Below are 24,169 nucleotides of genomic sequence, written 5' to 3'. Positions count from 1 at the left end.
GCGGTGTCTGGTTGCGCGTGGGGCTATTCAGCTTGCGTGTCAGCCCGAGTGCTGCGGCCGCCCGCGTGCCCGCTTTGAGCTACAGCGCTGTTTGCCTGCTCGACTGGCTTGGACGATGTTTCCGGATTCTCCCGGTATAACGGTCCTTTCTGACCACAGCCACCAAGTGCTGCTGCCACAACCAGTATCACGATCGGCATGTTCCTCACGCGCATACTTGACACCTCTGAGTTCATAATGTCCAAAGTATACCTGACCCACGCCCTGCACGGCGAGGCCGGAGCGCTACAGAAATGCCTCCAGTTCACGGTTCAGGGAATCCTCAAGAAAAGCCCGGTAATACAGGTACTGACTGGTTTGTATATCCTGCTGGTACACCCTTGGGTCCAGATCGTGGGGCAAGTGCAGATCCGTCAGGTAAACCGGATAGCGATCACGACTCTGTCGAAGAGAATGGATATAGTGAGCAACAGCCGGAATCAGCTGATCACCGTATTGCAGAACCGTAAACTCCTGCTCACCGCAGTAAAGGTCGAAACGAACGCGGCTATCTCCTTCCTGGACGCCCACCGCTTGCACCTCGAATCCCGGCAGAGGCGCACCAGCATCTGCCTGCGGCCGATATTCCGAGCGCCAGACTCCGTTGTTTGAAACCAACTCATAACAGCGAACTCCAGCGAGACCGACGGGCATTTCGGTATTGCGCAGGGTGCGTCTTTCCACCAGATTTTCCAGGAACCGCAACAACGGGGCCAAGAGATGGCGTCGACCAGCGGCTTGCTGACTCCAACCAAAAACAGATCCACGTTCATCAATCACTCGGATCTGAACCCCCTCGCCCCGCAGCATATAGAACACCTGGATGCTGTCTGGCTCACTTGCCTGACAGGCTACCCGCAAAGCCGGATCGTCCAGCAGTGCGTGGCGATCAAACACGACAGGCAGATAAGTGTCGCGGGGTTGAGCAAGACACTCCAGCAAGGCAGCCCGATTCTCAAGGGCCATAAACCCGGGCTCGGTGCCGCTGAACTCCAGCAGAAAATACCGACGATCCATTTCAATCACATAGCGCAAGGGGTGGGGGCCTGAGCCTCCGGCAAAGAACTGGCGCAACACGTCGGCAAACAGCTCCCGCACCCTCCGGGCAATAGCACTGCCGTGCCCCCGGTTATGGCTGTGCACCTCAAGACCGGGTATGTTGTGGGGCGCCACGGCCACAGAAGCAAGAACATTCTTCAGGCACTGGATCAAGGTATCCCCGGATGCATAATGCTGAAGGCTGACCTCTTGCCAACTGTTGAGTGTGATCTGATCAATGCAAATAACCAGATTTTCGCGACCGCCACTGAACCCCAATGAATCGTGCCTGGCACTGAGCTTGTGCAGGCCTCGCTCAGTAAGATGGGACTGGGGGTCAACACCCACGTTGATCAGAAGGAGGTTGCGCAAAGGGCGGACGCCACGGGCAAGAGCATCTCGCTCGGCAGGTTCGACTGGAAACGGCAAAAACCCCGCAAGCGCATCCAGCATCTCCCGCAGCTCGCTAACCGAGGCAATGCCCTGCCCGGTGCGGACGTTGAGTCGAGTGGAGCGGGTGAGCAAGCCGTTGCAGTAACACCAGACCACCAGCTCGGCGAGATTACCGGAGCGCCGGATAACCGGCTGCCAGAAGGCATCCGAAGGGTCTTCCAGATCCCGATATAGCAGCCAGCCGGTTCCTGTACCGCCCTGTTCTGACTGATGGTGAAAGGCCAGATTTTCCTCTGCCAATGATGGCACTAACCCCGGATTGATCAGCTCTACTTTGCCGGCCTTGCGTTGAAACGCTGCGTAGAGTTTGCGGCCAAGCAAATTGATATCGTTTGCGCTGATGGCTGATTGCTCACCGTGATCACGGGCCATTTTCGACAGCAACCGATAGCTGTGAGTCAGTTCCGACACCACTACTCGGCGCAGGGAAGATGCTTCCTCCGCCCGCCAACGGTGTCGATTATCCAGCAATTCAAGCTGCTTTTGCTGCCACCCCCAGTCATCAACCAGGCTCCTCAGCAGTCGAGCTCTCCAGGGCTCCGTCCCCTGCTGCCCCACCATACCTGTGCGAGTCAGTGGCAGGCCCGCCTTGATATACAAGCTACGACGCACCAAATCCAACCGCGAACTGGCACCATCATTCAGAAGCCACTGCTCAAGGCGCTGGTAGAGCATCACATACGGATCCAGATCATCCGCGTTCGTATCTCCATCGAACACTGCCTGCTTGAAAACAAGCGATAAAACCGGAAGATCCTGCGTATGGGCGTAGCACTCAATAAGCAGCAGTTTCAAAATTGCTTTCCAGGGCGCATCAATTCCCTTGTAGAGCTGCCACACACCCGCACCCAAAAACTCACTGGCGGGTATGGATGGCACAGCGCCAAAATCAATGTATGCATCACCACGAATAAAGCGATAGTCCACCAGCATATCGACGCACTTCTGGTACCGCTCTTCCTGCTCCGGGGGAATCAACCACCACATGGGATAACACCCACCTAAATGAATGGCCGTGCGATAAAACTCATCCAGCAGCAAATAATGCTGGGAGCTACCGCAATTTTCCCCACTCACTTCAATCCGCTGCCGACCTTCACGCCATTCGGCGGCAGAAAACACAAATACATGCAGTTCAATGCCAAACGACAAGGCCCACTCAGTCAACCGTTCCGCCTTACGTTCCAGAAGCCTGATTCCCCGCTCCTGAAGGTCGTCCCTATGACATAGCCACACATCCAGATCACTGGTAACAGAATGGCCCAAGGTACCAGGGCTACCCATTAGAAAGAGCGCTTCCAGATCGGCTCTGCGCCTGCCTTCATCCCGCATGCTGAAGGTGCGAGCCAGGCGTCGTGCTGCGCCTATGGTGGCGGAATCCGGCTGGTAATGGCTTAGGCCATAGGGGCATTGGACATCCAGATAGCCCGGCAGCGCTGGATGATTGGTGTGAAACACCAATGGCAAAATCTCCAGCACCACCTGCTGCCGGTAGGTAAGCGACGAGTGGGCTCGCTCCCAGCGCTGGCGGTTAAGCATGAGAAATCTGTCCCGCAGGCGGCGCAGGATTTTGCGGTCAATGCCCTCGTCAAAATCCAGGGCAATCGGTGCAGCGTGAGCAGTCAAGGCAGCTCCGGGGGAGAGGTTCTTTCCGGTTTAATTATCAGTATGATGAACTCATCGTGGCACAATCATCAAAAAATAAAAGCGGCATACGCTTAAGTAAACCCGAGGCCCGGCCCAGTGAAAGAGCTTGTCATACAGCGTTATCGCACTGATACATCCAGTGTCACCGGTCGCCAGACCCTGTTGCGTATTGATGATGAAGGTAAGGTTCTATACGCGGACAGCAATGCCGAGGCTGTACTTGGGTACGATGCCAGTGAACTGGAAGGCATTATGGTACACCGGGTGTTGGCATCCAGAGAAGACGACCCCTTTGCACCAGCCAATCGACACCGTATCGAGAGTGGCCAAACTGTGCTGGTCACCTTTCGTCACAAGGAAGGTTTTTTCTACACGGCAAGCCTTTCATTGCGCATCAGTATACGCGATTCAGATGGGGCTGCGAGCGCCCGCATTGCTCAGCAGGAAAGCTCTGCCATAGACACCCGCCTATTGCGCTTTTCTGAAAGCGCAGCGGGCTTCGGAATATGGGAACTGGATATCACCAGCAACCAGATGACCTGGACAGAAGGGTTATATCGGTTGCTGGAGCTGAAACCGGGAACGGAAATTACACCGGAACAAGCACTGTTCTACTGCCAGGGTGGCCAGGAACGTATTCGGGCACTTTTCCGCAGATGCGCACGCACCGGCGCACCCTTCACAATTGAGCTTCATTTGCTGACTGCCAAAGAAAAAAACATTCGAGCAACACTAAATGGCCGAGCCCTTAAAACCGGCGGCAGGTTACGTAAACTCGGGGGGACTCTGGTAGATCGTACCGGCGAAATGCAACGCGATCATGCCCGCTTGAAGGCTACAAACATACTGAATGCCACCACGGCCGCGAGCCCCGGGTTGATCGCTGCCGTGGATAAAAACCTAAATCTGCTGCATTTCAACGCGCCCTATGCCCGCTTGTTTGGCAGCCTGTTTGGCGCAACACCCAAAGTGGGCGACAACCTGCGTCAGTTACTTGAAAAACACCCGAATGAACGACATCTGGCGGAACAGCTCTGGCAACGTGCCTTTGAGCAGGACAGCTTTATTGTGGACATGCCTGTCACGCAACAAAGTGGTGAGTGGCCGGTCTACGAGTTTCACTACCAGCGCCTGACAGACAGCAAAATCGGGGACCCCGGCACGGACAAAAGCGAAACTGCGGGTGCTGTGGTTGTAGCCAGTGACATCAGCAACCGCGCCAGCAAAACAGGGGACAGCGAATACAGATACCGGCACGACCCGGTAACTGGCCTCACAAACCGAAGAGAATTTATCGCACGCCTTCAGCGCCAGTTGGACCAAGCTGGCAAAGAAGCTACCGACAGCTGCCTTTTATATCTGAACCTCGACGCCTTTGGCAACTTCAACAGCATCGCCGGAAACGGCGCCAGCGACCGCTACCTCAGGGAGCTGGCCAGCATTCTCGATGTGCGCAGTAGGCCACAGGATACGGTATCGAGGCTTGCCGGTGATACCTTCGCGCTGCTCATCGAAGACTGTACAGAGTCGGCAGCCCGCAAGCTTGCAGACAACCTTCTATGCCTCATCCGAAATTTTGTTTTCGAGTGGCAAGGACACCAGCTACAAACCACCGCCAGCGGTGGCCTGCTGATAATCGGAAAAAACACGCCTACCAACTCCGAACAATTGCTGGGACAAGCTGCAGATTTGTGTCATGACGCCAAAACATCCGGTCGCAACCGAGTTCACACTGCCCACGCCACACGCCCGAAACCGGATCACAGCGACAGCAATGAACTTGTCGACCAGATCCGAAAAGCCCTGGACAAGCAGTCGTTGTTTCTGGAGTTCCAGCCACTCAAGCCGGTCTCCAGCGTTACCTGGGGTGATCACATCGAAATTCTCGCAAGAATTCCAGGTAACGGTGTGCATGAGCAATGGTTGCAGCCGGAGCAGTTCCTGCCGGTAGCCGAACGTTTTGATTTGGCCAAGCGACTGGATCGCCAAGTCATACTGCAAACGTTTACCTGGCTTGGCGAGCACAAATTACTGGAGCCCAGGCTGAAATATTGTGGTTTCAACCTGTCCCTCGCCAGCGTCCTGGATGACACCTTTGCGGACTTCATGGAATCTGTCCTCGGAGCGTCAAACTACCCGGCAGAATCCTTTTGCCTTGAGGTTCGTGAAGCCCACGCAACACAATACCCGGATGAGGTTGCCGTGTTGTGCGACGCGCTACACAGGATTGGTTGTCGAGTAGCACTGGATGGTGCCGGCGCGTCTGTGGAGAGTTACAGGCTTGCGGCAAAACTGCCAGTAGACGTTGTCAAACTCGACCGCAGTTTGATGCTCAGACTGGGAACCGATCCGGTTCAGCAGATCATGGTAGAAGCGCTGCATCGGATCGCACAGGAAGCAGGGAAAATAACGGTGGCAACGTTTATCGAGAACGATGACATTCTTCGGAAGGTCCGGACACTGGGCATTCATTTTGGCCAAGGATTCAGGCTTGGGCCACCTATACCCCTGGCGGAGCTGACGCCGGTGGCGGTAGATCTCCCCACCGGACGGATAGGCGGCTAAGCCCCCAAACTCAGTAACAACAAGCTCGGGGGCAAAGGCTTCAGCCCAGCAACTTGCGAGCGCGGCCTACAGCAGCCCGCACCTGAGCTGGAGCGGTTCCGCCCAAATGGTCACGGGCCTGAACTGATCCTTCGAGTGTGAGCACATCAAAGACATCTTCATCGATGGTGTCAGAGAAACGCTTCAGCTCTACCAGAGTCATATCAGAAAGATCCCGCTCTTCGGCAACACCAAAGGCCACGGCCTTGCCTACTACTTCATGGGCATCGCGGAACGGCATGCCTTTTTTGACCAGATAATCCGCCAGGTCTGTTGCCGTCGAAAACCCGCGCTTGGCGGCAACACGCATGTTATCGGCTTTCGCACGAATAGCCGGGACCATGTCGGCGTAGGCTTTCAAGCAGCCCTTAATAGTGTCGACCGTGTCGAACAGAGGCTCTTTATCCTCTTGATTGTCCTTGTTATACGCTAGCGGCTGGCTCTTCATCAGCATGAGCAAAGACATCAGATGGCCCGTCACCCGCCCGGATTTTCCGCGGACAAGCTCGGGCACATCGGGGTTCTTTTTCTGGGGCATGATTGAAGAACCGGTGCAAAAACGATCCGGCAAATCAATAAAATCAAACTGCGCTGAGGTCCACAGCACCAGCTCTTCGCTGAAGCGGGACATGTGTGTCATCAGCAAGGCCGCGAAGCTGCAAAACTCAATGGCAAAATCCCGGTCACTGACCGAATCCAGCGAGTTTTCAGAAGGACGCTCAAAGCCCAGCAACCTTGCGGTCATGGCGCGATCGATCGGGTAAGTGGTACCTGCCAGTGCCGCGGCCCCCAGAGGCATCACATTCACGCGTTTGCGGCAGTCCTGCAAACGCTCACCATCACGCACCAGCATTTCATACCAGGCCAGAAGATGGTGCCCGAAGGTGACTGGCTGTGCCGTTTGAAGATGGGTAAAGCCCGGCATGATGGTATCGGCTTCGCGCTCGGCGAGATCCAGCAGGCCGGCTTGCAGACGCTTGAGTTCTTCGGCAATCACATCAATTTCATCACGCAGGTACAGGCGGATATCGGTGGCTACCTGATCATTTCGACTGCGCCCTGTGTGCAGTTTTTTACCTGTAATACCAATACGATCCGTTAACCGGGCCTCGATATTCATGTGAACATCTTCGAGACTGACCGACCACTCAAAGCGCCCGGCTTCAATGTCTTCTTTTACGCCGTTCAGGCCTTCAATAATGAGATCGCGCTCATCCACCGTCAGGACGCCAACCTCTGCGAGCATAGTCGCATGGGCGATGGAACCGGTAATATCGTGGTGATACAGGCGCTGATCAAACCCGACAGATGCTGTAAAACGCTCCACAAATGCGTCGGTGGGCTCACTGAAGCGTCCACCCCATGGTTTTTCGGAGGTTGCGGCCTGATCAGGTTGTTTCTTGTCCGTCATGGTGTAAGTACTCTCGTTACATGTAATGAGTCAAATAGATTCATATATCAGCGTGCGTTCAATCGGGCATATCTCGACAGGAGGGGCAAACATAACGATGAACAATGGCTGCGTAGGTACCGTCATTTTGCATGGCTTCCAACGCACGATCAAAGTGCGCGACAAACTCCGGGCTGACTGATTCTTTCGAGAAAATATAATGGGCTTCTATGCTCGAGACGACCATCGAGCTGTGTGTTATCCGGTCAGAAAGCCCCAGCGCCTGGATCTCGTGCATAGCCGTCAGTTTATCCGCAATTACCCCATCAACACGACTCAGGGCCAGCATTCTCCAAAGCGAATCCCGGCGGGACGTGTACTCGATATTTCCTCTGTACCTTGAATCCTGGACGAGGGCGCCGTATTCCTCACTATAAGATACGTTGATTTGTGCCCCTAGCTTGAACCCCGAGTTCAGAACCTCTCGCAATCCCGAAAACCTGAACTCAGCTTTGTCAGAACGACGAATGAACAGCAGATTGGGCGAGATGGTCGGCACTGTATTAGCGTAGTGAGCGTATATTTCCCGTTCGGGTGTGCGATGGGCTCCTGAGACCATATCGATACGCCCCTGACGCAATTCTACCAGCCCACGCGCCCAAGGAAGCTTAACCAGCGTAAGATTACAGTTCATTCGTCGCATGACTTCACGACTAATATCAGCATCGATGCCCGCAACACGGCCCCGTTGCGGGATGAAGTAAGGTGCGTCATCATCCCAGCGTAGCGTTATACTGCACTCAGCAAAGCTTTGCGCTGCGTACCCAAGCAGTGAAATAGCCAAAACAACCGCTTTGAATAGTCCTGCGCACGAAGCACCCCGCAGAATCAACAATGTTGCAGATTCAGAGTTATTGGTGGCTTGTCTCATTATGGGCTCCGCCTAACTCTTGATTTAGATCGAACTGTCATTCCCGCAAAAACCGGCGGAACCCACCTGAGCCTGAAGAAGAAGGATCAAATTATTTGGCCGCAACAGGGAACGCTTTAGTGAGTACTGAATATAGTCTATCTTTTGTGCTGACAGCCCAACACTATCTCGCGCGGAATGGGCACAATGATCGTGACGGGAGTATAACATTCTGACCCGCAGAAAAGTGACTACCCTGAGCAGGGACAAGACTGTCGCCATACAGAATTTTTTCGTGCCCGATCTTTGTCGGGTACGCTCTGTATTCATGCTACTGATCACCAGCGAACTGCTGGTGCTGGTGCTGGCAATTGTTCAGGCCAGCGACGGCTGGATTGACTGGAACTACTTCGCACTTCTCTCGCTATTTGTACAGTGGACCACCCTCACCAGTGCCGCGCTGATTTGCCTCCTGCGCACCCGGTTGGCTCGAATGCCCGTCTCCCGGGCCACCTTCGCTATTGCGGCCATAGTGCTCATAGATGTGCTCGCCTTCAGCCTGTTTGCCGACAGCGTTCTGCATCCGAAACCGGGCATTGTCGACTGGCAGGCTATCGCCAAAAAGCTCCTGCTGGCTCTGCTGATTACGCTCATCGTTCTTCGCTACTTCTACCTGCAGCACCAGTGGCAACAGCAGCGGGAAGCCGAAATGCAGGCACACTTGATTGCCCTGCAGGCGCGAATACAGCCGCACTTTTTGTTCAACAGCATGAACACCATCGCCAGCCTTATTGCCTCGGATCCGGAACAGGCCGAAGAAGCCGTGCTTGATCTTTCTGAACTCTTTCGCGCCAGCTTGCGCACCGGCGACCAACTCATTCCAATGACAAAGGAGCTGGATCTCTGCCAGCGCTACCTGGCAATCGAATCCCTGCGTCTTGGCCCCCGCCTGAAACTCGAATGGCACATTGCCGACGGGCTGGAGCGCCAGGCGATACCACCGCTAACCTTGCAACCACTGGTTGAGAACGCGGTTTATCACGGCATACAACCTCGCCCCGAGGGTGGTACGGTGCGCATAGAGGCCGAAGCTCGGGGCAAATACGTGTACCTGCTCGTTCAAAACCCCAAACCGGACAACAACAGCAGTCAGCACAACGGCAACCAAATGGCCCTGAGCAACATTCAGGCAAGGCTGCAGGCTCTATTCGGGGAGGCCGCTGTACTTAAACACAGCCATCAGGGGGACGTTTATACCGTCACCTTGCGGCTGCCCAAAACTACACAGTACTCATGACCAAACAGAAGATTCTAATCGCGGATGATGAACCTCTAGCCCGGCAGCGCTTGAGGCGTCTTGCCGAGAGCCTGCCTGAATACGTGGTTTGCGGGGAAGCCGGGGACGGCGACACCACACTCACTCAGGTTGCCGGCCTGCAGCCTGATATTCTTTTACTGGACATACGCATGCCCGGTCTTGATGGCATGGAAACAGCCGCGCGCCTGAGCCGGCTCAGCAACCCGCCAGCAATCATTTTCTGCACCGCCTACGACAACTATGCAATTCAGGCTTTCGAGGTTCAGGCTGTAGCCTACCTGCTCAAACCCGTGCGCAAAGATGCACTGACTGAGGCCCTGGCCCGTGCGGGGCGGATTAATCGCGTACAGCTACGCACACTTTCTGACAGCATGGCGGGCAGCGCCGCCGAACGGGAAACTGTGGAAGATGGGCAGCTGTCGGTTCGAACCCATCGAGGTACAGAACTAATTGATATAGCCGGGATCCGCTATTGTCAGGCAGATCAGAAATACGTGACCATTCACCATACCCGTGGTGAGACTGTATCTGATTACACCCTCAAAGAACTGGAAAGCGCCTACCCCAACCAGCTGCTCCGGATTCACCGCAACACTTTGGTGGGCGTACAATATATCCAGGCACTCAGGCGCACACCGGATGGCCAAAACCTGCTAGCACTCAGAGACGGTCTGGGTGAACTGCAGGTAAGCCGAAGGCACACCAGCAATGTGCGCCAGTGGCTACAAAGACAACAGCCGGGCTGAGGCAACCACATACCTTGCAGGCGCTGCAGCGCGGCCATCCACGGGACTTTTACGGCGCCACAGGGTAACCTTGGCGAACATTTTCATAACTGGCAGTGAGCATCATGTCCAAACGAACCCTTCGCGTCGCAACCCGAAGTAGTGCCTTGGCGCTATGGCAGGCAGAATTCATCAAGGCCGAACTGGAACGGCTCCACGACAACGTGGCTGTGGAACTGATCAAGATTAAAACCCAGGGCGATAAAATCCTCGATGTGCCTCTGGCTAAAATTGGCGGTAAAGGTCTGTTTGTAAAAGAGCTGGAAGAAGCCATGCTTGACGGCCGTGCAGACCTTGCCGTGCACTCCATGAAAGATGTACCAATGGCCTTTCCCGAAGGCTTGGGCCTGGTCGCTATTTGCGAGCGAGACGACCCTACCGATGCCTTTGTCAGCAACAACTACGCAAACGTAGACGCCTTGCCACAAGGCGCTGTGGTAGGCACCGCCAGCCTGCGCCGAGAATCCCAGCTGCGTGCCTACCGGCCAGATCTGGAAATTCGGGTTTTACGGGGCAACGTAAACACCCGGCTGGCAAAACTGGACGCCGGTGACTACGACGCCATCGTTCTTGCCAGCTCTGGCCTGAAGCGTTTGGGCTTCCATGACCGAATTCGCTACGCCATACCAGACACAGTATCCCTGCCAGCGGTTGGCCAAGGCGCCCTTGGCATTGAGTGCCGGCTGAATGACAACGAACTGCGGGCGATGCTGGAACCCCTGAGCCACGCTGACACCTCCGACCGGGTGAAAGCCGAAAGAGCAATGAACCGTCGCCTTGAAGGTGGTTGCCAGGTGCCTATCGCGGCCTATGCCCTGCTGGAAGACGACGACACCTTGTGGTTGCGTGGGTTGGTTGGCGCTGTGGACGGCACAAAGATTCTCCGTGTGGAAGGCCGCGCGCCGCGCGCCGAAGGCGAACGCCTTGGCCGTGAATTGGCGGAAGAGCTTTTAGCGTTAGGTGCAGACAAAATCCTGGCTGAAGTTTATGGCCACACTCCAGACTAATCCAGCCACCCTGGCCGGCCGGCGTATTCTTATATGCCGGCCGGAACCGGAAGCATCCAGGCTGGCCCGGCAGTTTCAGGCTGCCGGCGCCGAGACGCACGTATTCCCACTGGTAGAAAGAGAGCCTCTGCCAGAAACCCCCGAACGGCGCACCACCCTTCTCAACCTCGACGAGTTCTCCCATGTTATTGCCGTCAGCCCCTACGCTGCACGCCTGCTGCTCGACGAGCTGGATACCTGGTGGCCGCAACTACCTACCGGACTAGACTGGTATGGCGTGGGGGCCGGCACGGCCAGAGCACTCGCGGAATATGGCATAAACCCGCGCAAACCTGATGAAGGCTGGACCAGCGAAGCTTTGCTGAAGCTACCTCGCCTTGCGAATATCGAAGGGGAGCGGGTACTTGTTGCCCGAGGCGAGGAAGGGCGAGAATTGACCCGCAGAACACTGGAAGAGCGTGGTGCCCGAGTCACCATATTGCCTCTTTATCGAAGATTCTGCCCGGATTACACGCCTGCGCAGATCAACACCGCCCTGATTGCGTTCGCCCCGGATGCTATTGTTGCGCTCTCTGGAGAAACCTTGAACAATCTCATCGCACTATGTGCCAATTGCAGCCATAATCTATACGACAGACCCGTCATCGTGCCCGCTCGGCGTATCGCCGATCAGGCGCTTGCGGCGGGATTCAAGGCTCCGTGTATACCAGGAAGCCTTGCCGATAACGACATCGTGGCCGCCGCCGCAGAACAACTGGCAGGCCTGGACGGTGGCTCCGGAAAAGCCAAGTAAGGACGCCCGTGACTGAAACAACAAAACAATTACCTGTCCCGATTGCCAAAGAACAACTTGCCCGACAGAAAGTCTGGCCGGTTTGGGTTATCGCCATCATTGCGTTGGTCAGTGTTGCCGCGCTGGCACTGTGGAACTGGCAGCAATGGAACGACAACCAGTCCACCCTACAAACGCTGAAAAGCTTGCAGCAGGATACCTCGCAGCTTGAGAATATGTATGGCGACCAGGGAACCCAGCAAAGCCAACGCTTGCAGGCTCTGGAAGATAAACTTGCATCCCAGCGCGAACTGATCGCCACCCAGCAGCGGCAAATTGATCACACTGCCCGCGAATTACTCGAAGCCGGCAACCGCACCCGTACAGACTGGTTACTGGCAGAGGCAGAGTACTTACTGCGCATAGCCAACCAGCGCCTGCTGATTGAAAAAGACATTCGCGGCGCGCTGTCTGCCCTTGAAGCTGCAGACGAAGTGCTGACCGAATCCGATGATGTTGGCGTGTACCCTGTACGTCAGCAACTGGCGCGGGAAATTCTGGCACTAAAAGGCATTTCCAGTGTCGACAGAACCGGGCTCTATCTCACCCTTGAAGCGGTCATAGACAGCGTTCATCAGCTAACCGATCAAGCACTTATCAGTGAGCAAGCTCCCGGATTTGTTGGTAACGCCCAGTCTGAGGAAACTTCCGAAGAAGGCGGCGAACCCGGCGTGCTACTCAGGGCCTGGAAAAAGTTCAAATCTACCCTGATGCAAGTGGTTGTGGTTCGCCGCCTGGACGAATCTGTCAAACCACTGTTATCGCCAGACCAGAGCGCATACGCACGCCTGAATTTGCAGCTGATGCTTGAAGAAGCAGAGATGGCTGTACTCAGAGGCAACCAACCACTTTACGAGCGCTCTCTAGCCAAGGCTCAAGCCGCCGTTGACGATTGGTACGACGGGAGCAATCCACGAGTCAGCGCTTTGACCAATACCCTCGGCGAACTGACTACACGGAACGTAGCACCGGATCTACCCGACATAAGCCAATCTCTGGGCCTGCTCAAAGAGCGGCTGGCAGGCCGACTCAACAAAGGCAGTGATTCATGATTCGCCTGCTTCTGATCATTCTTTTTGCCCTGCTCATTGGCACCGCGCTTTCACTCGGGCTGCAATACGACCTGGGTTACATTCGCATCAGCCTGGGCAACTATCTGGTAGAAACCAACTTCTGGGTTGGGCTTTTGCTCCTGGTGGTTGTGGTTGCGCTGATCGTGCTCACTACAAACCTGATCCGCCGCATGCGACAAGGCACTGGGCTGATTGCCAACTGGGTTTCCCGGGGCAAGGAGCGAAGGGCCCGCCGCCGCACCACAATCGGCTTACTGGCTCTGGCAGAAGGCAACTGGCCTCGAGCCCGCAAGATGTTGACCTCAGCCGCCAGCCACGCAGACACGCCCCTTATTAACTATCTGGCAGCTGCCCAGGCAGCGTTTGAGAGTGGCGACCATGAAGCCGTAGATGAACTGCTGAGAAAAGCGTTTGAAAGCACTCCAGGATCGGACATGGCCGTGGGCATCACCCAGGCTCAGCTGCAGCTTGCAGGTAACCGTCTGGAACAAGCGTTGGCAACACTGGTGCGCCTGCGCAAACAATCTCCACACCACCCCTTCGTTCTGAAGCTACTGAAAACCACCTATCTTCGTCTTGAAGATTGGCGCGAACTCTCAAGGCTATTGCCAGAGTTGCGTAAGCGTAGCGTGCTCCCCGAATCAGAACTTGGTGAGCTTGAGCGGCTTGTTTGGCACAACCTGCTGGAAAAGGCTGCCGAAGACTGCCGGCGTCAGCAACAGGCTGATCCGAACTCATCCCTGGAGCCACTCACCCGCCTCTGGGATGAACTGCCCGGATTTTTGCGCAGAGATGAAAAAACCATTGCTGATTATGCCCGCCTGCTGGCCGATCTTGGCGATGAAGCACAGACCGAAACCCTGCTACGCAAAGTTTTACACAATCACTGGAGCGATGACCTGGTCAACCTCTATGGCCGGATAGAAGGTCGCAAACCCGACGAGCAGCTTCTTACCGCAGAGCAGTGGCTGAAAGATCGCCCCAGCAATGCGGAGTTGCTACTGGCACTGGGCCGGCTCAGCTTGAGAAATGAGCTGTGGGGAAAAGCCCGGGAATATTTTGAAACCAGCTTGAGATTACGCCGCAGCCGGGACACTCTGGCAGAACTGAGCCGACTGAGCGCTCATATGGGCGATGAAGAAATGAGCATAAAGCTTATGATGCAAGGGCTGGCAACCGATAACGGGCTGCCGGAACTGCCCATGCCAAGGGCCTGAGCAGCGGCCAGCCTGCAAGATTTGACCATTTACCCAGCACCTCAACTGCGAGGTGCATACTCCAGCACATCAGAAAAGAACGCTTGAGGTGGAAGCCCCGCTTCCACCAGAGCGTCCATCAACGTGTAAACCATCGTTGGCGAGCCACTGGCGTGTACTTCCACATTTTGCCAATCCATGCCTGAGGCCAACACAGCGCGTACAAGTTGGTCGTGGTGCCCACTCCATTCGCTGTCTTCGTCATCACCCACCACTGGCTGAAAGCTGAAAACAGGCCACTCCTGTTCCCACTGTCGAGCCATGGATCTGAGGTACATATCCTCGTGGCGACGCACGCCCCAGAACAATCTTACCGGCTGGCTAGAAGCTATGCCGCGCAAATAGTCCACCAGGCTTTTCATCTGCGCAAACCCCGTACCTGCTGCAACCAGAAGCAATGGCTTCTCAGGAGTGCTCGCCAGACAGGCTTTGCCGTGGGGTAATTCCAGGCTGACGGTTTCACCCGAAGTCAGCGCATCAATAACCTTTTGCGCCGACAGCCACTCCGGGGACGCCTGAATATGCAACTCAATATTCTGCTCCGACGGACTGCTGGCAATGGAAAAATAACAGGGCTCAGCATCCGGCAGGTTGATGGACAAATACTGGCCCGCATGAAAAGCCACCTCCCGCCGCCGCGGCAACTGAAGCTCAACCCGATACACGTCATGGCTGATTGAGCTCACATCCACCACGTTTGCCTGAAACTTTCGGGGCTGATTCTGTCCTGCTGCCATAACGGCACTCATCTCCAATTCTAGATGGTCAAGCGCGGCGGTTCTGCACATCATCAGTCGCGCGCCGACCGGAATCATCTGTTGGTTTCGGGTGTTCAGAGCGGAGCCGCTTTTCAGGCGAGCTTCACAAAGTTCGCATACACCATTTTTGCAGGCGTGGGGAACAGCAATACCGGCACTGCCTGCTGCGTTTAACAGATCCCCGTTAGCGGGCGCCAGGTAGCGAATGCCGGAGGGCTCAATAGTCACCTGCCACTGCCTGTTGCTCATATCAATCAGGGCGGCCAGCCGAAGTTTCAATACCCAGACTGTCCCAGAGTTCGTCCACACGCTGTTTTACAGCGTCGGTCATGGCGATGGGCTCGCCCCACTCGCGGGTGGTTTCACCCGGCCATTTGTTGGTGGCGTCCATCCCCATTTTGGAGCCAAGGCCAGACACCGGCGATGCAAAATCCAGATAATCAATGGGCGTGTTTTCGACCAGAGTGGTATCGCGAATCGGGTCCATGCGGGTGGTAATGGCCCAAATCACATCTTCCCAGTTACGGGCATCTACATCGTCATCGGTCACGATCACGAACTTGGTGTACATAAACTGGCGCAGGAAAGACCATACCCCCATCATCACGCGCTTCGCATGGCCAGGGTATTGCTTTTTCATGGTCACCACTGCCAAGCGGTAGGAGCAGCCTTCGGGCGGCAGATAAAAATCCACAATCTCCGGAAACTGCTTTTGCAGAATGGGGATAAACACCTCATTCAGCGCCACACCCAGAATCGCCGGCTCATCGGGCGGCCTGCCAGTATATGTGCTGTGGTAAATCGGATCTTTGCGGTGGGTGATCCGCTCAACGGTGAACACCGGGAACTCGTCCACTTCGTTGTAATAACCGGTATGGTCACCAAACGGGCCTTCCGGGGCGTTGTCATCCGGGTAAATAAAGCCTTCCAGGACAATTTCGGCACTGGCTGGCACCTGCAAATCACTGAGGCCGCACTGCACCAACTCGGTCCGACTACCCCGCAACAAGCCTGCAAACGCATACTCGGAAAGAGAATCAGGAACAGGCGTCACTGCACCCAGAATGGTTGCCGGGTCGGCGCCAAGGGCGACTGCAACGGGATAAGGTTTGCCAGGGTTCTGTTTCTGAAACTCCTGAAAATCCAATGCGCCACCACGATGACTCAACCACCGCATGATCAGCCGGTTACGACCAATCACCTGTTGCCTATAAATCCCCAGATTCTGCCGTTCTTTGTGGGGCCCACGGGTAATCACCAGTGGCCATGTCACCAGTGGCCCGGCATCCCCAGGCCAGCAGTGCTGTACGGGGATTTGGTAAAGATCAACTTTGTCTTTTTCTATCACCACGTCCTGACAGGGCGCTGACCTGAGCACTTTCGGGCTCATGCGCATCACTTGCCGAAGCAATGGCAACTTTTCGATCGCGTCTTTGAAGCCTTTGGGGGGATCTGGCTCTTTGAGGTAGGCAAGCAGTTTGCCCACTTCCCGGAGTGCAGTGACGTCTTCTTGCCCCATGCCCAGAGCCACTCTTCGGGTGGTGCCGAAGAGGTTGGCAAGCACAGGCATGTCGTAGCCTTTGGGGTTTTCAAACAACAACGCAGGACCACCTGCCCGCAGCGTGCGGTCGCAGATTTCGGTCATTTCCAGGTGGGGGTCTACTTCCACTGAGATGCGTTTCAGCTCACCCAGTTTCTCCAACTGGTCAATGAAGTCCCGCAGATCGTTGTATTTCATCGTTGGCTCCGTTCACGGTTAGCTTCTAATACGGAGTTCGCCACCTTCCAGACTTCTCAGCCAGTGCCAGAACGCAATGAGGGCCTGCTTTCCCAGACACGCCGTAAACCCATCCCTGGGGGCTTGGTCTTGCCATCCTTGGCAAGACACAGTCTGGGAAAGCAGGCCCTCACCGCGTTCACGGAATCACCAGTTAACTCAAGGCAAAAACTCGCTAAAGCTGAACTGTAATCCAATAAAGGCGCACGCCCAAAACTTCGACTCTAGCGACGCTTCATAGACTGGAAGAATTCGTCATTAGTCTTGGTGTCTTTAAGCTTGTCCAGCAAGAACTCGATGGCCGCAGTGTCGTCGTCCATGGAGTGCAACAGCTTACGCAGAATCCATACACGCTGGATATCCGCTTCGCTCATCAGCAAGTCTTCGCGGCGCGTGCCGGAGCTGCGAACGTTGAGCGCAGGATACACCCGCTTCTCGGCGATTTTACGGTCCAGGTGCACTTCCATGTTACCTGTGCCCTTAAACTCCTCGTAAATCACTTCGTCCATTTTGGAACCCGTGTTCACCAGAGCCGTGGCCAGGATAGTCAGGCTGCCGCCCTCTTCTACATTACGGGCTGCACCGAAGAAGCGCTTGGGCTTTTCCAGAGCGTGGGCATCAACACCACCGGTCAGTACTTTGCCAGATGACGGGATGACCGTGTTATAGGCGCGAGCTAGGCGGGTGATGGAATCCAGCAGAATAACCACGTCTTTTTTATGCTCAACCAGGCGCTTGGCCTTCTCGATAACCATCTCGGCTACCTGAACGTGGCGCGCAGGTGGTTCATCAAAAGTAGAAGCAATCACTTCGCCGCGCACGGTGCGCTGCATTTCGGTCACTTCTTCCGGGCGCTCATCAATCAACAGAACAATGATGTGACACTCAGGATGATTACGCGCAATAGACTGGGCAATACTCTGCATCAGCAGGGTTTTACCTGCCTTGGGTGGCGATACAATCAAACCACGCTGGCCTTTACCGATAGGCGCAACCAGGTCCAACACGCGGGATGACAGATCCTCGGTGCTGCCGTTACCGGTTTCCAGCTGCATGCGCTCGTCCGGGAACAACGGAGTCAGGTTTTCAAACAGGATCTTGTTACGGGCGTTGTCCGGTTTGTCGAAGTTGATCTCAGCCACTTTCAACAAAGCAAAATAACGCTCGCCGTCTTTCGGGGGCCGGATCTTGCCGGCAACGGTATCACCGGTGCGCAGGTTGAAGCGGCGAATCTGGCTGGGGGAGACGTATATGTCGTCTGGTCCAGCCAGGTACGAAGCGTCGGCAGACCGGAGGAAGCCGAAACCATCCTGCAGAATCTCCAATACGCCATCGCCGTAAATGTCTTCGCCGCTTTTCGCATGTTTCTTCAATATCGTGAAGATAACATCCTGCTTACGCGAGCGTGCCAGGTTATCGAGGCCCATTTCTTGCGCGATTTCGAGCAATTCGGGCATGGAGTTCTGCTTGAGTTCAGTAAGATTCATAGGTTATTAGATTTTCAGGAATGGAATTAAACGGACGTTGGTATGACAGGGGTGCCCTGAACAGATTGTGTAATTCGTTGTCAAAACAGATGCTGGCAGATGGAGCAACCGGTGCGAATGAGAGCCGGAAAAAAACAGAAGCCAGTATAGAGTGGGTACAAACGTTCGTAGGGCGAGACCGATAATCATCTACCTTGCTGGCCAATGTCAAGAGCACCAACCAAATTAACGCCAGTTTTTTCAGCCGCCATGCCTGCGCACAAGGGCCGGAACCTCCCCCTGATGGGTTACTCCCTTCCATTGTCCGGCCCTGATGGGGATACTGGCACCATAGAATTTTTTCGTGTTTTTTCGGAGCCCCGATCATGAGCAGTGAACGCACCAGCGAACTTAACCCACTCAATATCGCCATTCTCACAATATCCGACACTCGTGGGCCCGAGGAGGACTCCTCCGGGCAGTTTCTTGAAGACAGCGTACTGGAAGCCGGGCACACGCTGATTTCACGGCGCATACTACCGGACGACGTTTATCTCGTGCGTGCAGCCATGTCGGCCTGGATTGCGGAACCCGACGTGCATGTAGTGATCATTACAGGCGGTACCGGCTTTCATGAGCGTGACAGCACCCCCGAGGCGGTTTCGCCCTTGCTGGACAAGACTATTGAAGGTTTTGGCGAAGAATTCCGACGCCAGTCGGCTGCTGAGATCGGCACCTCTACTATTCAGTCCAGAGCCTTCGGTGGCCTTGCCAACCATACAGCGATTTTTTGTCTACCCGGTTCTACCGGAGCATGCCGCACGGGCTGGAACGGCATTTTAAGTACTCAGCTCGATAGCCGCCATGGCCCTTGCAACTTTTCCGCGCTGGTTGGCCGCAAACCTGAACGCGCCGTTGAGCGTCTTCATCAGGTTATAGGAACTCGCGCCGCGCGCTAATTTTGACTAGGGAGAGAGAACCATGGCCGCCAATCTGACACCGGTTGAAGAGGCTATTGACCACCTTCTGAGTAAGGCCCCGGTGATCACAGAGAGCGAGTGCTTGCCGCTCACTGAAAGCCTGGGGCGAATACTGGCTCAAGATTATCAGGTGCCGGCAGATGTGCCGCCAGCAGATAACAGCGCGGTGGATGGCTACGCTCTGCGCGCCGAGGATTACATTCCTGGCCAGGCTCTGCCAGTCTCAGACCGCATCCCCGCTGGCTCTGCTCCCAGCCCTCTAAAACCCGGCACGGCTGCCCGCATTTTTACAGGCTCGGAGGTTCCCGAGGGCGCCGACACGGTGATCATGCAAGAGCGAGTGGATGTTACGGATAAGGGCATCCTGATCAATGCCGAGGTGAAAACCGATCAGAATATTCGCAGGCGCGGCCAGGATCTTGCCGAGGGCAGCCTTGCTTTGGCAAAGGGCACGAAGATCAGAGCGCAGGAAATGGGCCTTCTGGCGTCCATGGGCGTGGCTGACGTTACAGTGATGAAAAAATTGCGTGTCGCGATTCTGTCTACCGGCGATGAGTTGGTAGACCCGGGCACGCCACTGGGGCCGGGGCAGATTTACAACACCAATCGTTTTACATTGCTTGGACTGCTGGCAGACGCCGGTTGTGATGCAGTGCTATGCGAGACCCTGAGAGACACTCGCTCGGTTACTCGCGACACGCTTGAACGCGCGGCAGCGCAAGCAGACCTGATTATCACCAGCGGAGGCGTGTCCGTGGGTGAGGAGGATCACGTGCGGGCGGTGCTGGAAGAGTCTGGCGAGCTGTCACTATGGCGCATGGCCATCAAGCCCGGGAAACCTCTGGCATTCGGCTCGATCAAGGGTACTCCGGTACTGGGTCTGCCCGGGAACCCCGCCGCCGTGCTGGTGACATTTCTGGTTGTAGGTATGCCTTACATCCGCACCTGCCAAGGGCGCATGCAGGTTCACCCTATGGGCCAACAGGTGCCTGCTGCGTTTACGGTTGCTTCGGCTTCCGTGCGCAGGGAGTTTGTCCGTGCACGCACCGAGTCTGTTAACGGCAACGCACGGGTCAGCGCCTACCCGAACCAGAGTTCTGGCGTGTTGAGCTCTGCCTGCTGGGCTGGTGGCCTGGCCGTGGTTCCGGAGCATGCCACAGTGGCAGAGGGTGACCTGCTGACCTACTACCCATTTACTGAGTTATTGAGCTGATATGACTGACCAGACCCTGACTGTTCGTTTTTTTGCCCGCCTCCGGGAGGAGTTGGGTACGGAGGAACTCACGCTACCGGCAGAGAAGGAGCAGACGGCCGGTGATTTGCTGGCAGCCCTGGCTTGTCGCGGCGGGCCTTGGGCACAGCTGCAAGGCGGGCAACCGGTGATGATTGCGATCAATCAGGCTATAGCGAAGCCTGCAGCGGCGGTTAAGGCCGGGGATGAGGTGGCTTTTTTCCCGCCGGTAACGGGAGGTTGAGATGATCAGTGTTCAGTCTGAGGATTTTGATGCCAGCGTTGAATATGCCGCTCTGCGGGATAGTGGCGCGGGCACGGGTGCTATTGCCACATTTACGGGGCTGGTTCGTGACAATGGCGATACGGCGGATGTATCCGGGTTGTTTCTGGAGCATTATCCCGGGATGACAGAGCAGGTGATTGCGGGGCTGATTGAGGAGGCTTCGCGGCGCTGGGATGTGCGGAAGGCTCGGGTTATTCATCGGGTTGGGCGTTTGTTGTTGCAGGAGCAGATTGTGTTTGTGGGGGTTTGTAGCGCTCATCGGGCGGATGCGTTTGCGGCTTGCGCGTTTATTATGGACGCTTTGAAGACGTCGGCGCCGTTCTGGAAGAAGGAGCTTTCTGAGGCTGGGGAGCATTGGGTGGAGCAGAAGGCTTCGGATGTTGCTCGCGGTAAGGCTTGGGGTAAGTAGCTAGCCCCTAAGTGGTGCTTGGCTGGTCGGTCTTTGGCGGGGAACCTCTTCCCGAAAAACGCTGTTAATACGTCCTTGTACGCTTGGCTCCGCCATCCATGGCTCCGCACATTTTCGGGAAGAGGTTCCCCGCCAAAGCCCTGGTTTGTGCCCATTCCTCTAGCTGGCACTGCCTTCAGCTTATTAAATCTTCTGGCCGGTTTCGGTTCTTGAACGCTTCTTCGGCATCTGCGCAATCCAGAATTCTGGCGCCGGCGCTTTCAGCGAATACCATAACTCTTCGATTGTCGTCTCTAAGTTGGGCTTCCAGCCGGTTGATAAGTGAAACAGGAAACACACCGTGCAAGGGGTGGGATTTTCCTTTGCATTGGGCGATAACCGGGGCGTTAGGCTGTTCTTCCCAGACAGTTAATAAACGTTTGAATACGCTGGGCTGTATGCCAGGAGTGTCGCAGGGGCAGACAAGCACGGCGTCGAAGCCGCGTTTTCTTGCTTCGGTCAGGCCTGCGAGCAATCCGACCAAGGGGCCCTGGCCTTTGAATTCAGGGGTGTCTTGCAGTACGTCGCCCAGCAGGCGGTAATCTTGCAAGGAGCGGTTAGCGCTGATGAGTAATGGGGCGGCAACGCTGCTCAAGGCTTCGGCTACCCAGTGGGCCATTGGACGTTCGCGCCAAAGCATGAGGCCTTTGTCTTGGCCGTTCATGCGCGTTCCGGCGCCGCCGGCGAGCAGCAGGGCGCAGACTTTTTCCAAATTTATTTGGGTCATCACAGGTCCAAGCAAAAAAAACCGCCCAAGAGCGTGGCCCAGGGGCGGTTTTCAGGCCATCAGGATGCAATCAGAGATTGCTGTCCAGGAATGCCGCAAGCTGGGATTTGGACAGTGCGCCGACTTTGGTGGCGTCAACGTTGCCGTTTTTAAACAACATCAGAGTCGGGATGCCGCGGATGTTGAACTTGGGCGGGGTCTGCTCGTTTTCGTCGATGTTGAGTTTGCAGACTTTCAGTTTGCCAGCGTATTCGTCAGCAATTTCTTCGAGTACGGGCGCAATCATTTTGCAAGGTCCACACCACTCAGCCCAGTAATCTACCAACACGGGCACGTCAGACTGAAGTACGTCCTGTTCAAAAGATGCATCCGTTACATTTACAATATTTCCGCTCATTTCAATTTTCCTGATTAATGCTTTGGTGACTACTTTACGCGATTGGTCCCGCGGATGTGAAGCAGTAGATCCACCGGCTTGAATCCACAATCTTCTGACCTCAATCAAATTGATCATCTTTCCGCTTGTCGTACAGCGGTGCATTGACTGACATATACCGGGATTATCGCTTATAGTACGCGCAAGTTCTTACCAAAGGATCCTGACCACCGTGACGGACACTTCTTCCGCCGAAAACACAGCTGCACCACCAGACATGCTTGCGTCCATTGATATGGGCTCGAACAGTTTCCATATGGTTGTGGCCCGACTGGTTCAGGGCGAAATCCGAACCATGGAAAGAATGGGCGAAAAAGTTCAGCTGGGCGACGGTCTTGATGCCAACAACAACCTGACGGAAGAAGCCCAGCAACGCGGCCTGGACTGCCTGCGGCGGTTCGCCCAGCGCCTCAACGGCACACCACCGGAAGGCGTTCAGATAGTGGGCACCAATGCCCTGAGGGTGGCACGCAACGCCAACCAATTTATTGCCCGGGCGGAGGAAGTCCTGGGCTATCCGGCGGAGATTATTGCGGGCCGGGAGGAGGCTCGCCTTATCTATTTAGGCGTCTCGCACACGCTGTCTGACGATGCTGGCAGGCGCCTTGTGGTCGATATAGGTGGCGGCAGTACCGAGCTGATTATTGGTGAACGCTTTGAACCCCAGGAGCTGGAAAGCCTGCACATGGGCTGCGTGTCTTTCCGAAACCGGTATTTTGCCGACGGCCGGATTACCCGCAAGCAAATGGATAACGCCATTACTCATGCGGAACAGGAGCTGTTGGGTATTCGCCGGCGCTTTCGATCAGTTGGATGGGAAAGTTCTGTCGGCGCATCCGGCTCAATCAAAGCCATTTGCAACGTGCTGGCAACCCTGAAGATCACCGATGGCACCGTAACCTGGAGCGCCATGGAGGAGTTACGTCGGCGACTGGTGGATATGGGCAGCGTCGAAAAACTGGGTGAACTGGGGCTGCGGCCTGATCGACAAAACATTTTCCCCGCCGGCTTTGCCATTCTTATGGGTGTATTCCAATCCCTGAACATTCAGGAAATGACCTATACAGACGGCGCACTTCGGGAAGGCCTCCTGTACGGAATCGCCGGTAGAATCAAACATGAAGATGTGCGGGAGCGCAGTATTTCAGCGCTGCAAGAGCGATATCAAGCAGACCAGAACCACGGGGCTGCAGTGGAAGCAACCGCTGTTGCTGCATGGGCGCAAATTGCAAAGCATTGGGGGCTGAACACCCTTGCCGACGAAGAGGCTCTGCGCTGGGCTTGCCGGCTTCACGAAATTGGCTTGGCTATTTCCCACAGCCAGTACCACAAACACGGTGGCTATCTTCTGCGCTACTCCGATCTGGCAGGTTTTACCCAGCAGGCACAAATGGAGTTGGCGATTCTGGTGCGTGGCCATCGGCGGAAATTCAGTTCGTCCATTTTTGAAGGAGTCGACCCTGGTGATCTGGAACGACTGAGGCATCTCTGCATTCTGGTGCGATTGGCCGTGCTGATCCAGCATTCACGAAATCTGGAGCCGCCACCGGACTTCACCTTGGAGCCAAGAGAAAATGGTCTTTTGCTGACGTTCCCGGAATGCTGGTTTGATGAGCGCCCGCTCACCTATGCCGATCTGATGAACGAGCAGGAATATCTTGCCAAGCAGAACTTTGTACTTGAGCTAGCGGGCGGCTAACAGGCTGGT

General features: G+C 55.5%; 20 protein-coding genes and 1 pseudogene. 12 read left to right on the top strand and 9 right to left on the bottom strand.

The genetic code is table 11. The annotated features are described in order from the left end of the window. Positions 1 to 107: 107 nt before the first annotated feature. Positions 108 to 215, bottom strand: a pseudogene (gene lptM / locus RG807_RS17810) (LPS translocon maturation chaperone LptM); the annotation flags it as partial. A gap of 70 nt (positions 216 to 285) precedes the next feature. Next, positions 286 to 3,156 carry a class I adenylate cyclase gene (locus RG807_RS11340; RefSeq protein WP_309044987.1) on the bottom strand — a complete coding sequence of 957 codons (2,871 nt, stop codon included), beginning with the start codon at positions 3,154 to 3,156 and terminating at the stop codon, positions 286 to 288. Between the two features lie 117 nt (positions 3,157 to 3,273). Between RG807_RS11340 and RG807_RS11335 the strand changes: the two genes are divergently transcribed. Then, positions 3,274 to 5,742, top strand: a complete 2,469-nt coding sequence (locus tag RG807_RS11335) for an EAL domain-containing protein (RefSeq protein ID WP_309044986.1) — start codon at positions 3,274 to 3,276, stop codon at positions 5,740 to 5,742. Positions 5,743 to 5,782: 40 nt separating this feature from the next. Here RG807_RS11335 and argH read toward each other — a convergent pair whose 3' ends face one another. Both argH and RG807_RS11325 read right to left on the bottom strand, forming a co-directional pair. Further along, on the bottom strand, positions 5,783 to 7,192 hold the full coding sequence (argH, locus tag RG807_RS11330; RefSeq protein ID WP_309044985.1) for an argininosuccinate lyase: 1,410 nt from the start codon (positions 7,190 to 7,192) through the stop codon (positions 5,783 to 5,785). Positions 7,193 to 7,250: 58 nt separating this feature from the next. Then, on the bottom strand, positions 7,251 to 8,102 hold the full coding sequence (locus RG807_RS11325; protein WP_309044984.1) for a substrate-binding periplasmic protein: 852 nt from the start codon (positions 8,100 to 8,102) through the stop codon (positions 7,251 to 7,253). A 307-nt stretch (positions 8,103 to 8,409) separates the two neighbouring features. Here RG807_RS11325 and RG807_RS11320 point away from each other — a divergent pair, with 307 nt between their 5' ends. From RG807_RS11320 to RG807_RS11295, 6 genes are all read left to right on the top strand, one after another. Then, entirely contained in the window at positions 8,410 to 9,378 is a 969-nt protein-coding gene (locus RG807_RS11320; RefSeq protein ID WP_309045078.1) for a sensor histidine kinase, read from the top strand. Continuing rightward, positions 9,375 to 10,145: a LytR/AlgR family response regulator transcription factor gene (locus tag RG807_RS11315; RefSeq protein ID WP_309044983.1), complete on the top strand. Its 771-nt coding sequence runs from the start codon at positions 9,375 to 9,377 to the stop codon at positions 10,143 to 10,145. The genes RG807_RS11320 and RG807_RS11315 overlap by 4 nt, the downstream gene beginning before the upstream one ends. A gap of 104 nt (positions 10,146 to 10,249) precedes the next feature. Then, entirely contained in the window at positions 10,250 to 11,191 is a 942-nt protein-coding gene (hemC, locus tag RG807_RS11310; RefSeq protein ID WP_309044982.1) for a hydroxymethylbilane synthase, read from the top strand. Next, complete coding sequence (locus RG807_RS11305; RefSeq protein WP_309044981.1) at positions 11,172 to 11,984, top strand: uroporphyrinogen-III synthase; 813 nt, start codon at positions 11,172 to 11,174, stop codon at positions 11,982 to 11,984. The genes hemC and RG807_RS11305 overlap by 20 nt, the downstream gene beginning before the upstream one ends. An 8-nt stretch (positions 11,985 to 11,992) precedes the next feature. After that, positions 11,993 to 13,075, top strand: coding sequence for a uroporphyrinogen-III C-methyltransferase (locus tag RG807_RS11300; RefSeq protein ID WP_309044980.1), 1,083 nt, complete (start codon positions 11,993 to 11,995; stop codon positions 13,073 to 13,075). Continuing rightward, positions 13,072 to 14,313 carry a heme biosynthesis HemY N-terminal domain-containing protein gene (locus tag RG807_RS11295; RefSeq protein ID WP_309044979.1) on the top strand — a complete coding sequence of 414 codons (1,242 nt, stop codon included), beginning with the start codon at positions 13,072 to 13,074 and terminating at the stop codon, positions 14,311 to 14,313. The genes RG807_RS11300 and RG807_RS11295 overlap by 4 nt, the downstream gene beginning before the upstream one ends. Positions 14,314 to 14,354: 41 nt before the next feature. Here RG807_RS11295 and RG807_RS11290 read toward each other — a convergent pair whose 3' ends face one another. The 3 genes from RG807_RS11290 to rho all read right to left on the bottom strand — a co-directional run bounded on the left by RG807_RS11290 (position 14,355) and on the right by rho (position 18,374). Continuing rightward, a complete protein-coding gene (locus RG807_RS11290; RefSeq protein ID WP_309045077.1) occupies positions 14,355 to 15,359 on the bottom strand; it encodes a 2Fe-2S iron-sulfur cluster-binding protein in 1,005 nt (334 codons plus the stop codon). A 1-nt stretch (position 15,360) separates the two neighbouring features. Continuing rightward, a complete protein-coding gene (gene ubiD, locus RG807_RS11285; protein WP_309044978.1) occupies positions 15,361 to 16,848 on the bottom strand; it encodes a 4-hydroxy-3-polyprenylbenzoate decarboxylase in 1,488 nt (495 codons plus the stop codon). A gap of 263 nt (positions 16,849 to 17,111) precedes the next feature. Further along, positions 17,112 to 18,374: a transcription termination factor Rho gene (rho, locus tag RG807_RS11280; RefSeq protein ID WP_309044977.1), complete on the bottom strand. Its 1,263-nt coding sequence runs from the start codon at positions 18,372 to 18,374 to the stop codon at positions 17,112 to 17,114. A gap of 365 nt (positions 18,375 to 18,739) precedes the next feature. Between rho and moaB the strand changes: the two genes are divergently transcribed. Genes moaB through RG807_RS11260 form a run of 4 tightly spaced genes read left to right on the top strand, consistent with a single transcriptional unit; the run spans position 18,740 to position 21,259 of the window. After that, positions 18,740 to 19,312, top strand: coding sequence for a molybdenum cofactor biosynthesis protein B (moaB, locus tag RG807_RS11275; protein ID WP_309044976.1), 573 nt, complete (start codon positions 18,740 to 18,742; stop codon positions 19,310 to 19,312). A gap of 22 nt (positions 19,313 to 19,334) precedes the next feature. Beyond that, positions 19,335 to 20,546 carry a molybdopterin molybdotransferase MoeA gene (locus tag RG807_RS11270; protein WP_309044975.1) on the top strand — a complete coding sequence of 404 codons (1,212 nt, stop codon included), beginning with the start codon at positions 19,335 to 19,337 and terminating at the stop codon, positions 20,544 to 20,546. Position 20,547: 1 nt separating this feature from the next. Then, positions 20,548 to 20,808, top strand: a complete 261-nt coding sequence (gene moaD, locus RG807_RS11265; protein ID WP_309044974.1) for a molybdopterin converting factor subunit 1 — start codon at positions 20,548 to 20,550, stop codon at positions 20,806 to 20,808. Position 20,809: 1 nt separating this feature from the next. Further along, on the top strand, positions 20,810 to 21,259 hold the full coding sequence (locus RG807_RS11260; RefSeq protein ID WP_309044973.1) for a molybdenum cofactor biosynthesis protein MoaE: 450 nt from the start codon (positions 20,810 to 20,812) through the stop codon (positions 21,257 to 21,259). A gap of 175 nt (positions 21,260 to 21,434) precedes the next feature. On the opposite strand, the gene mobA is transcribed toward RG807_RS11260, so the two are convergent. Both mobA and trxA read right to left on the bottom strand, forming a co-directional pair. Continuing rightward, the gene (gene mobA / locus RG807_RS11255) at positions 21,435 to 22,025 is read right to left on the bottom strand and encodes a molybdenum cofactor guanylyltransferase MobA (protein ID WP_309044972.1); all 591 of its coding nucleotides are present in this window, start codon (positions 22,023 to 22,025) and stop codon (positions 21,435 to 21,437) included. 70 nt (positions 22,026 to 22,095) lie between these two features. Beyond that, a complete protein-coding gene (trxA, locus tag RG807_RS11250; protein ID WP_100639177.1) occupies positions 22,096 to 22,422 on the bottom strand; it encodes a thioredoxin TrxA in 327 nt (108 codons plus the stop codon). Positions 22,423 to 22,678: 256 nt separating this feature from the next. Here trxA and ppx point away from each other — a divergent pair, with 256 nt between their 5' ends. Beyond that, complete coding sequence (gene ppx / locus RG807_RS11245; protein ID WP_435404672.1) at positions 22,679 to 24,160, top strand: exopolyphosphatase; 1,482 nt, start codon at positions 22,679 to 22,681, stop codon at positions 24,158 to 24,160. The last annotated feature ends 9 nt before the right edge of the window (positions 24,161 to 24,169 follow it).

The sequence above is a fragment of the Marinobacter sediminicola genome (assembly GCF_031157525.1).
In the GTDB taxonomy this organism is placed as follows: Bacteria; Pseudomonadota; Gammaproteobacteria; order Pseudomonadales; family Oleiphilaceae; genus Marinobacter; species Marinobacter sediminicola.
Note: the sequence above shows the minus strand (reverse complement) of the source record. Positions and strands in the feature narration are given on the sequence as shown.

Excerpts from the sequence above, each read along its gene's own strand:
- moaB (WP_309044976.1), top strand. The coding sequence starts at position 18,740 with ATGAGCAGTGAACGCACCAGCGAACTTAACCCACTCAATATCGCCATT.
- trxA (WP_100639177.1), bottom strand. The coding sequence starts at position 22,422 with ATGAGCGGAAATATTGTAAATGTAACGGATGCATCTTTTGAACAGGAC.
- hemC (WP_309044982.1), top strand. The coding sequence starts at position 10,250 with ATGTCCAAACGAACCCTTCGCGTCGCAACCCGAAGTAGTGCCTTGGCG.
- mobA (WP_309044972.1), bottom strand. The coding sequence starts at position 22,025 with ATGACCCAAATAAATTTGGAAAAAGTCTGCGCCCTGCTGCTCGCCGGC.
- rho (WP_309044977.1), bottom strand. The coding sequence starts at position 18,374 with ATGAATCTTACTGAACTCAAGCAGAACTCCATGCCCGAATTGCTCGAA.
- ubiD (WP_309044978.1), bottom strand. The coding sequence starts at position 16,848 with ATGAAATACAACGATCTGCGGGACTTCATTGACCAGTTGGAGAAACTG.
- RG807_RS11325 (WP_309044984.1), bottom strand. The coding sequence starts at position 8,102 with ATGAGACAAGCCACCAATAACTCTGAATCTGCAACATTGTTGATTCTG.
- RG807_RS11290 (WP_309045077.1), bottom strand. The coding sequence starts at position 15,359 with ATGAGCAACAGGCAGTGGCAGGTGACTATTGAGCCCTCCGGCATTCGC.
- RG807_RS11315 (WP_309044983.1), top strand. The coding sequence starts at position 9,375 with ATGACCAAACAGAAGATTCTAATCGCGGATGATGAACCTCTAGCCCGG.
- RG807_RS11295 (WP_309044979.1), top strand. The coding sequence starts at position 13,072 with ATGATTCGCCTGCTTCTGATCATTCTTTTTGCCCTGCTCATTGGCACC.
- RG807_RS11260 (WP_309044973.1), top strand. The coding sequence starts at position 20,810 with ATGATCAGTGTTCAGTCTGAGGATTTTGATGCCAGCGTTGAATATGCC.
- ppx (WP_435404672.1), top strand. The coding sequence starts at position 22,679 with ATGCTTGCGTCCATTGATATGGGCTCGAACAGTTTCCATATGGTTGTG.
- RG807_RS11305 (WP_309044981.1), top strand. The coding sequence starts at position 11,172 with ATGGCCACACTCCAGACTAATCCAGCCACCCTGGCCGGCCGGCGTATT.
- moaD (WP_309044974.1), top strand. The coding sequence starts at position 20,548 with ATGACTGACCAGACCCTGACTGTTCGTTTTTTTGCCCGCCTCCGGGAG.
- RG807_RS11320 (WP_309045078.1), top strand. The coding sequence starts at position 8,410 with ATGCTACTGATCACCAGCGAACTGCTGGTGCTGGTGCTGGCAATTGTT.
- RG807_RS11270 (WP_309044975.1), top strand. The coding sequence starts at position 19,335 with ATGGCCGCCAATCTGACACCGGTTGAAGAGGCTATTGACCACCTTCTG.
- argH (WP_309044985.1), bottom strand. The coding sequence starts at position 7,192 with ATGACGGACAAGAAACAACCTGATCAGGCCGCAACCTCCGAAAAACCA.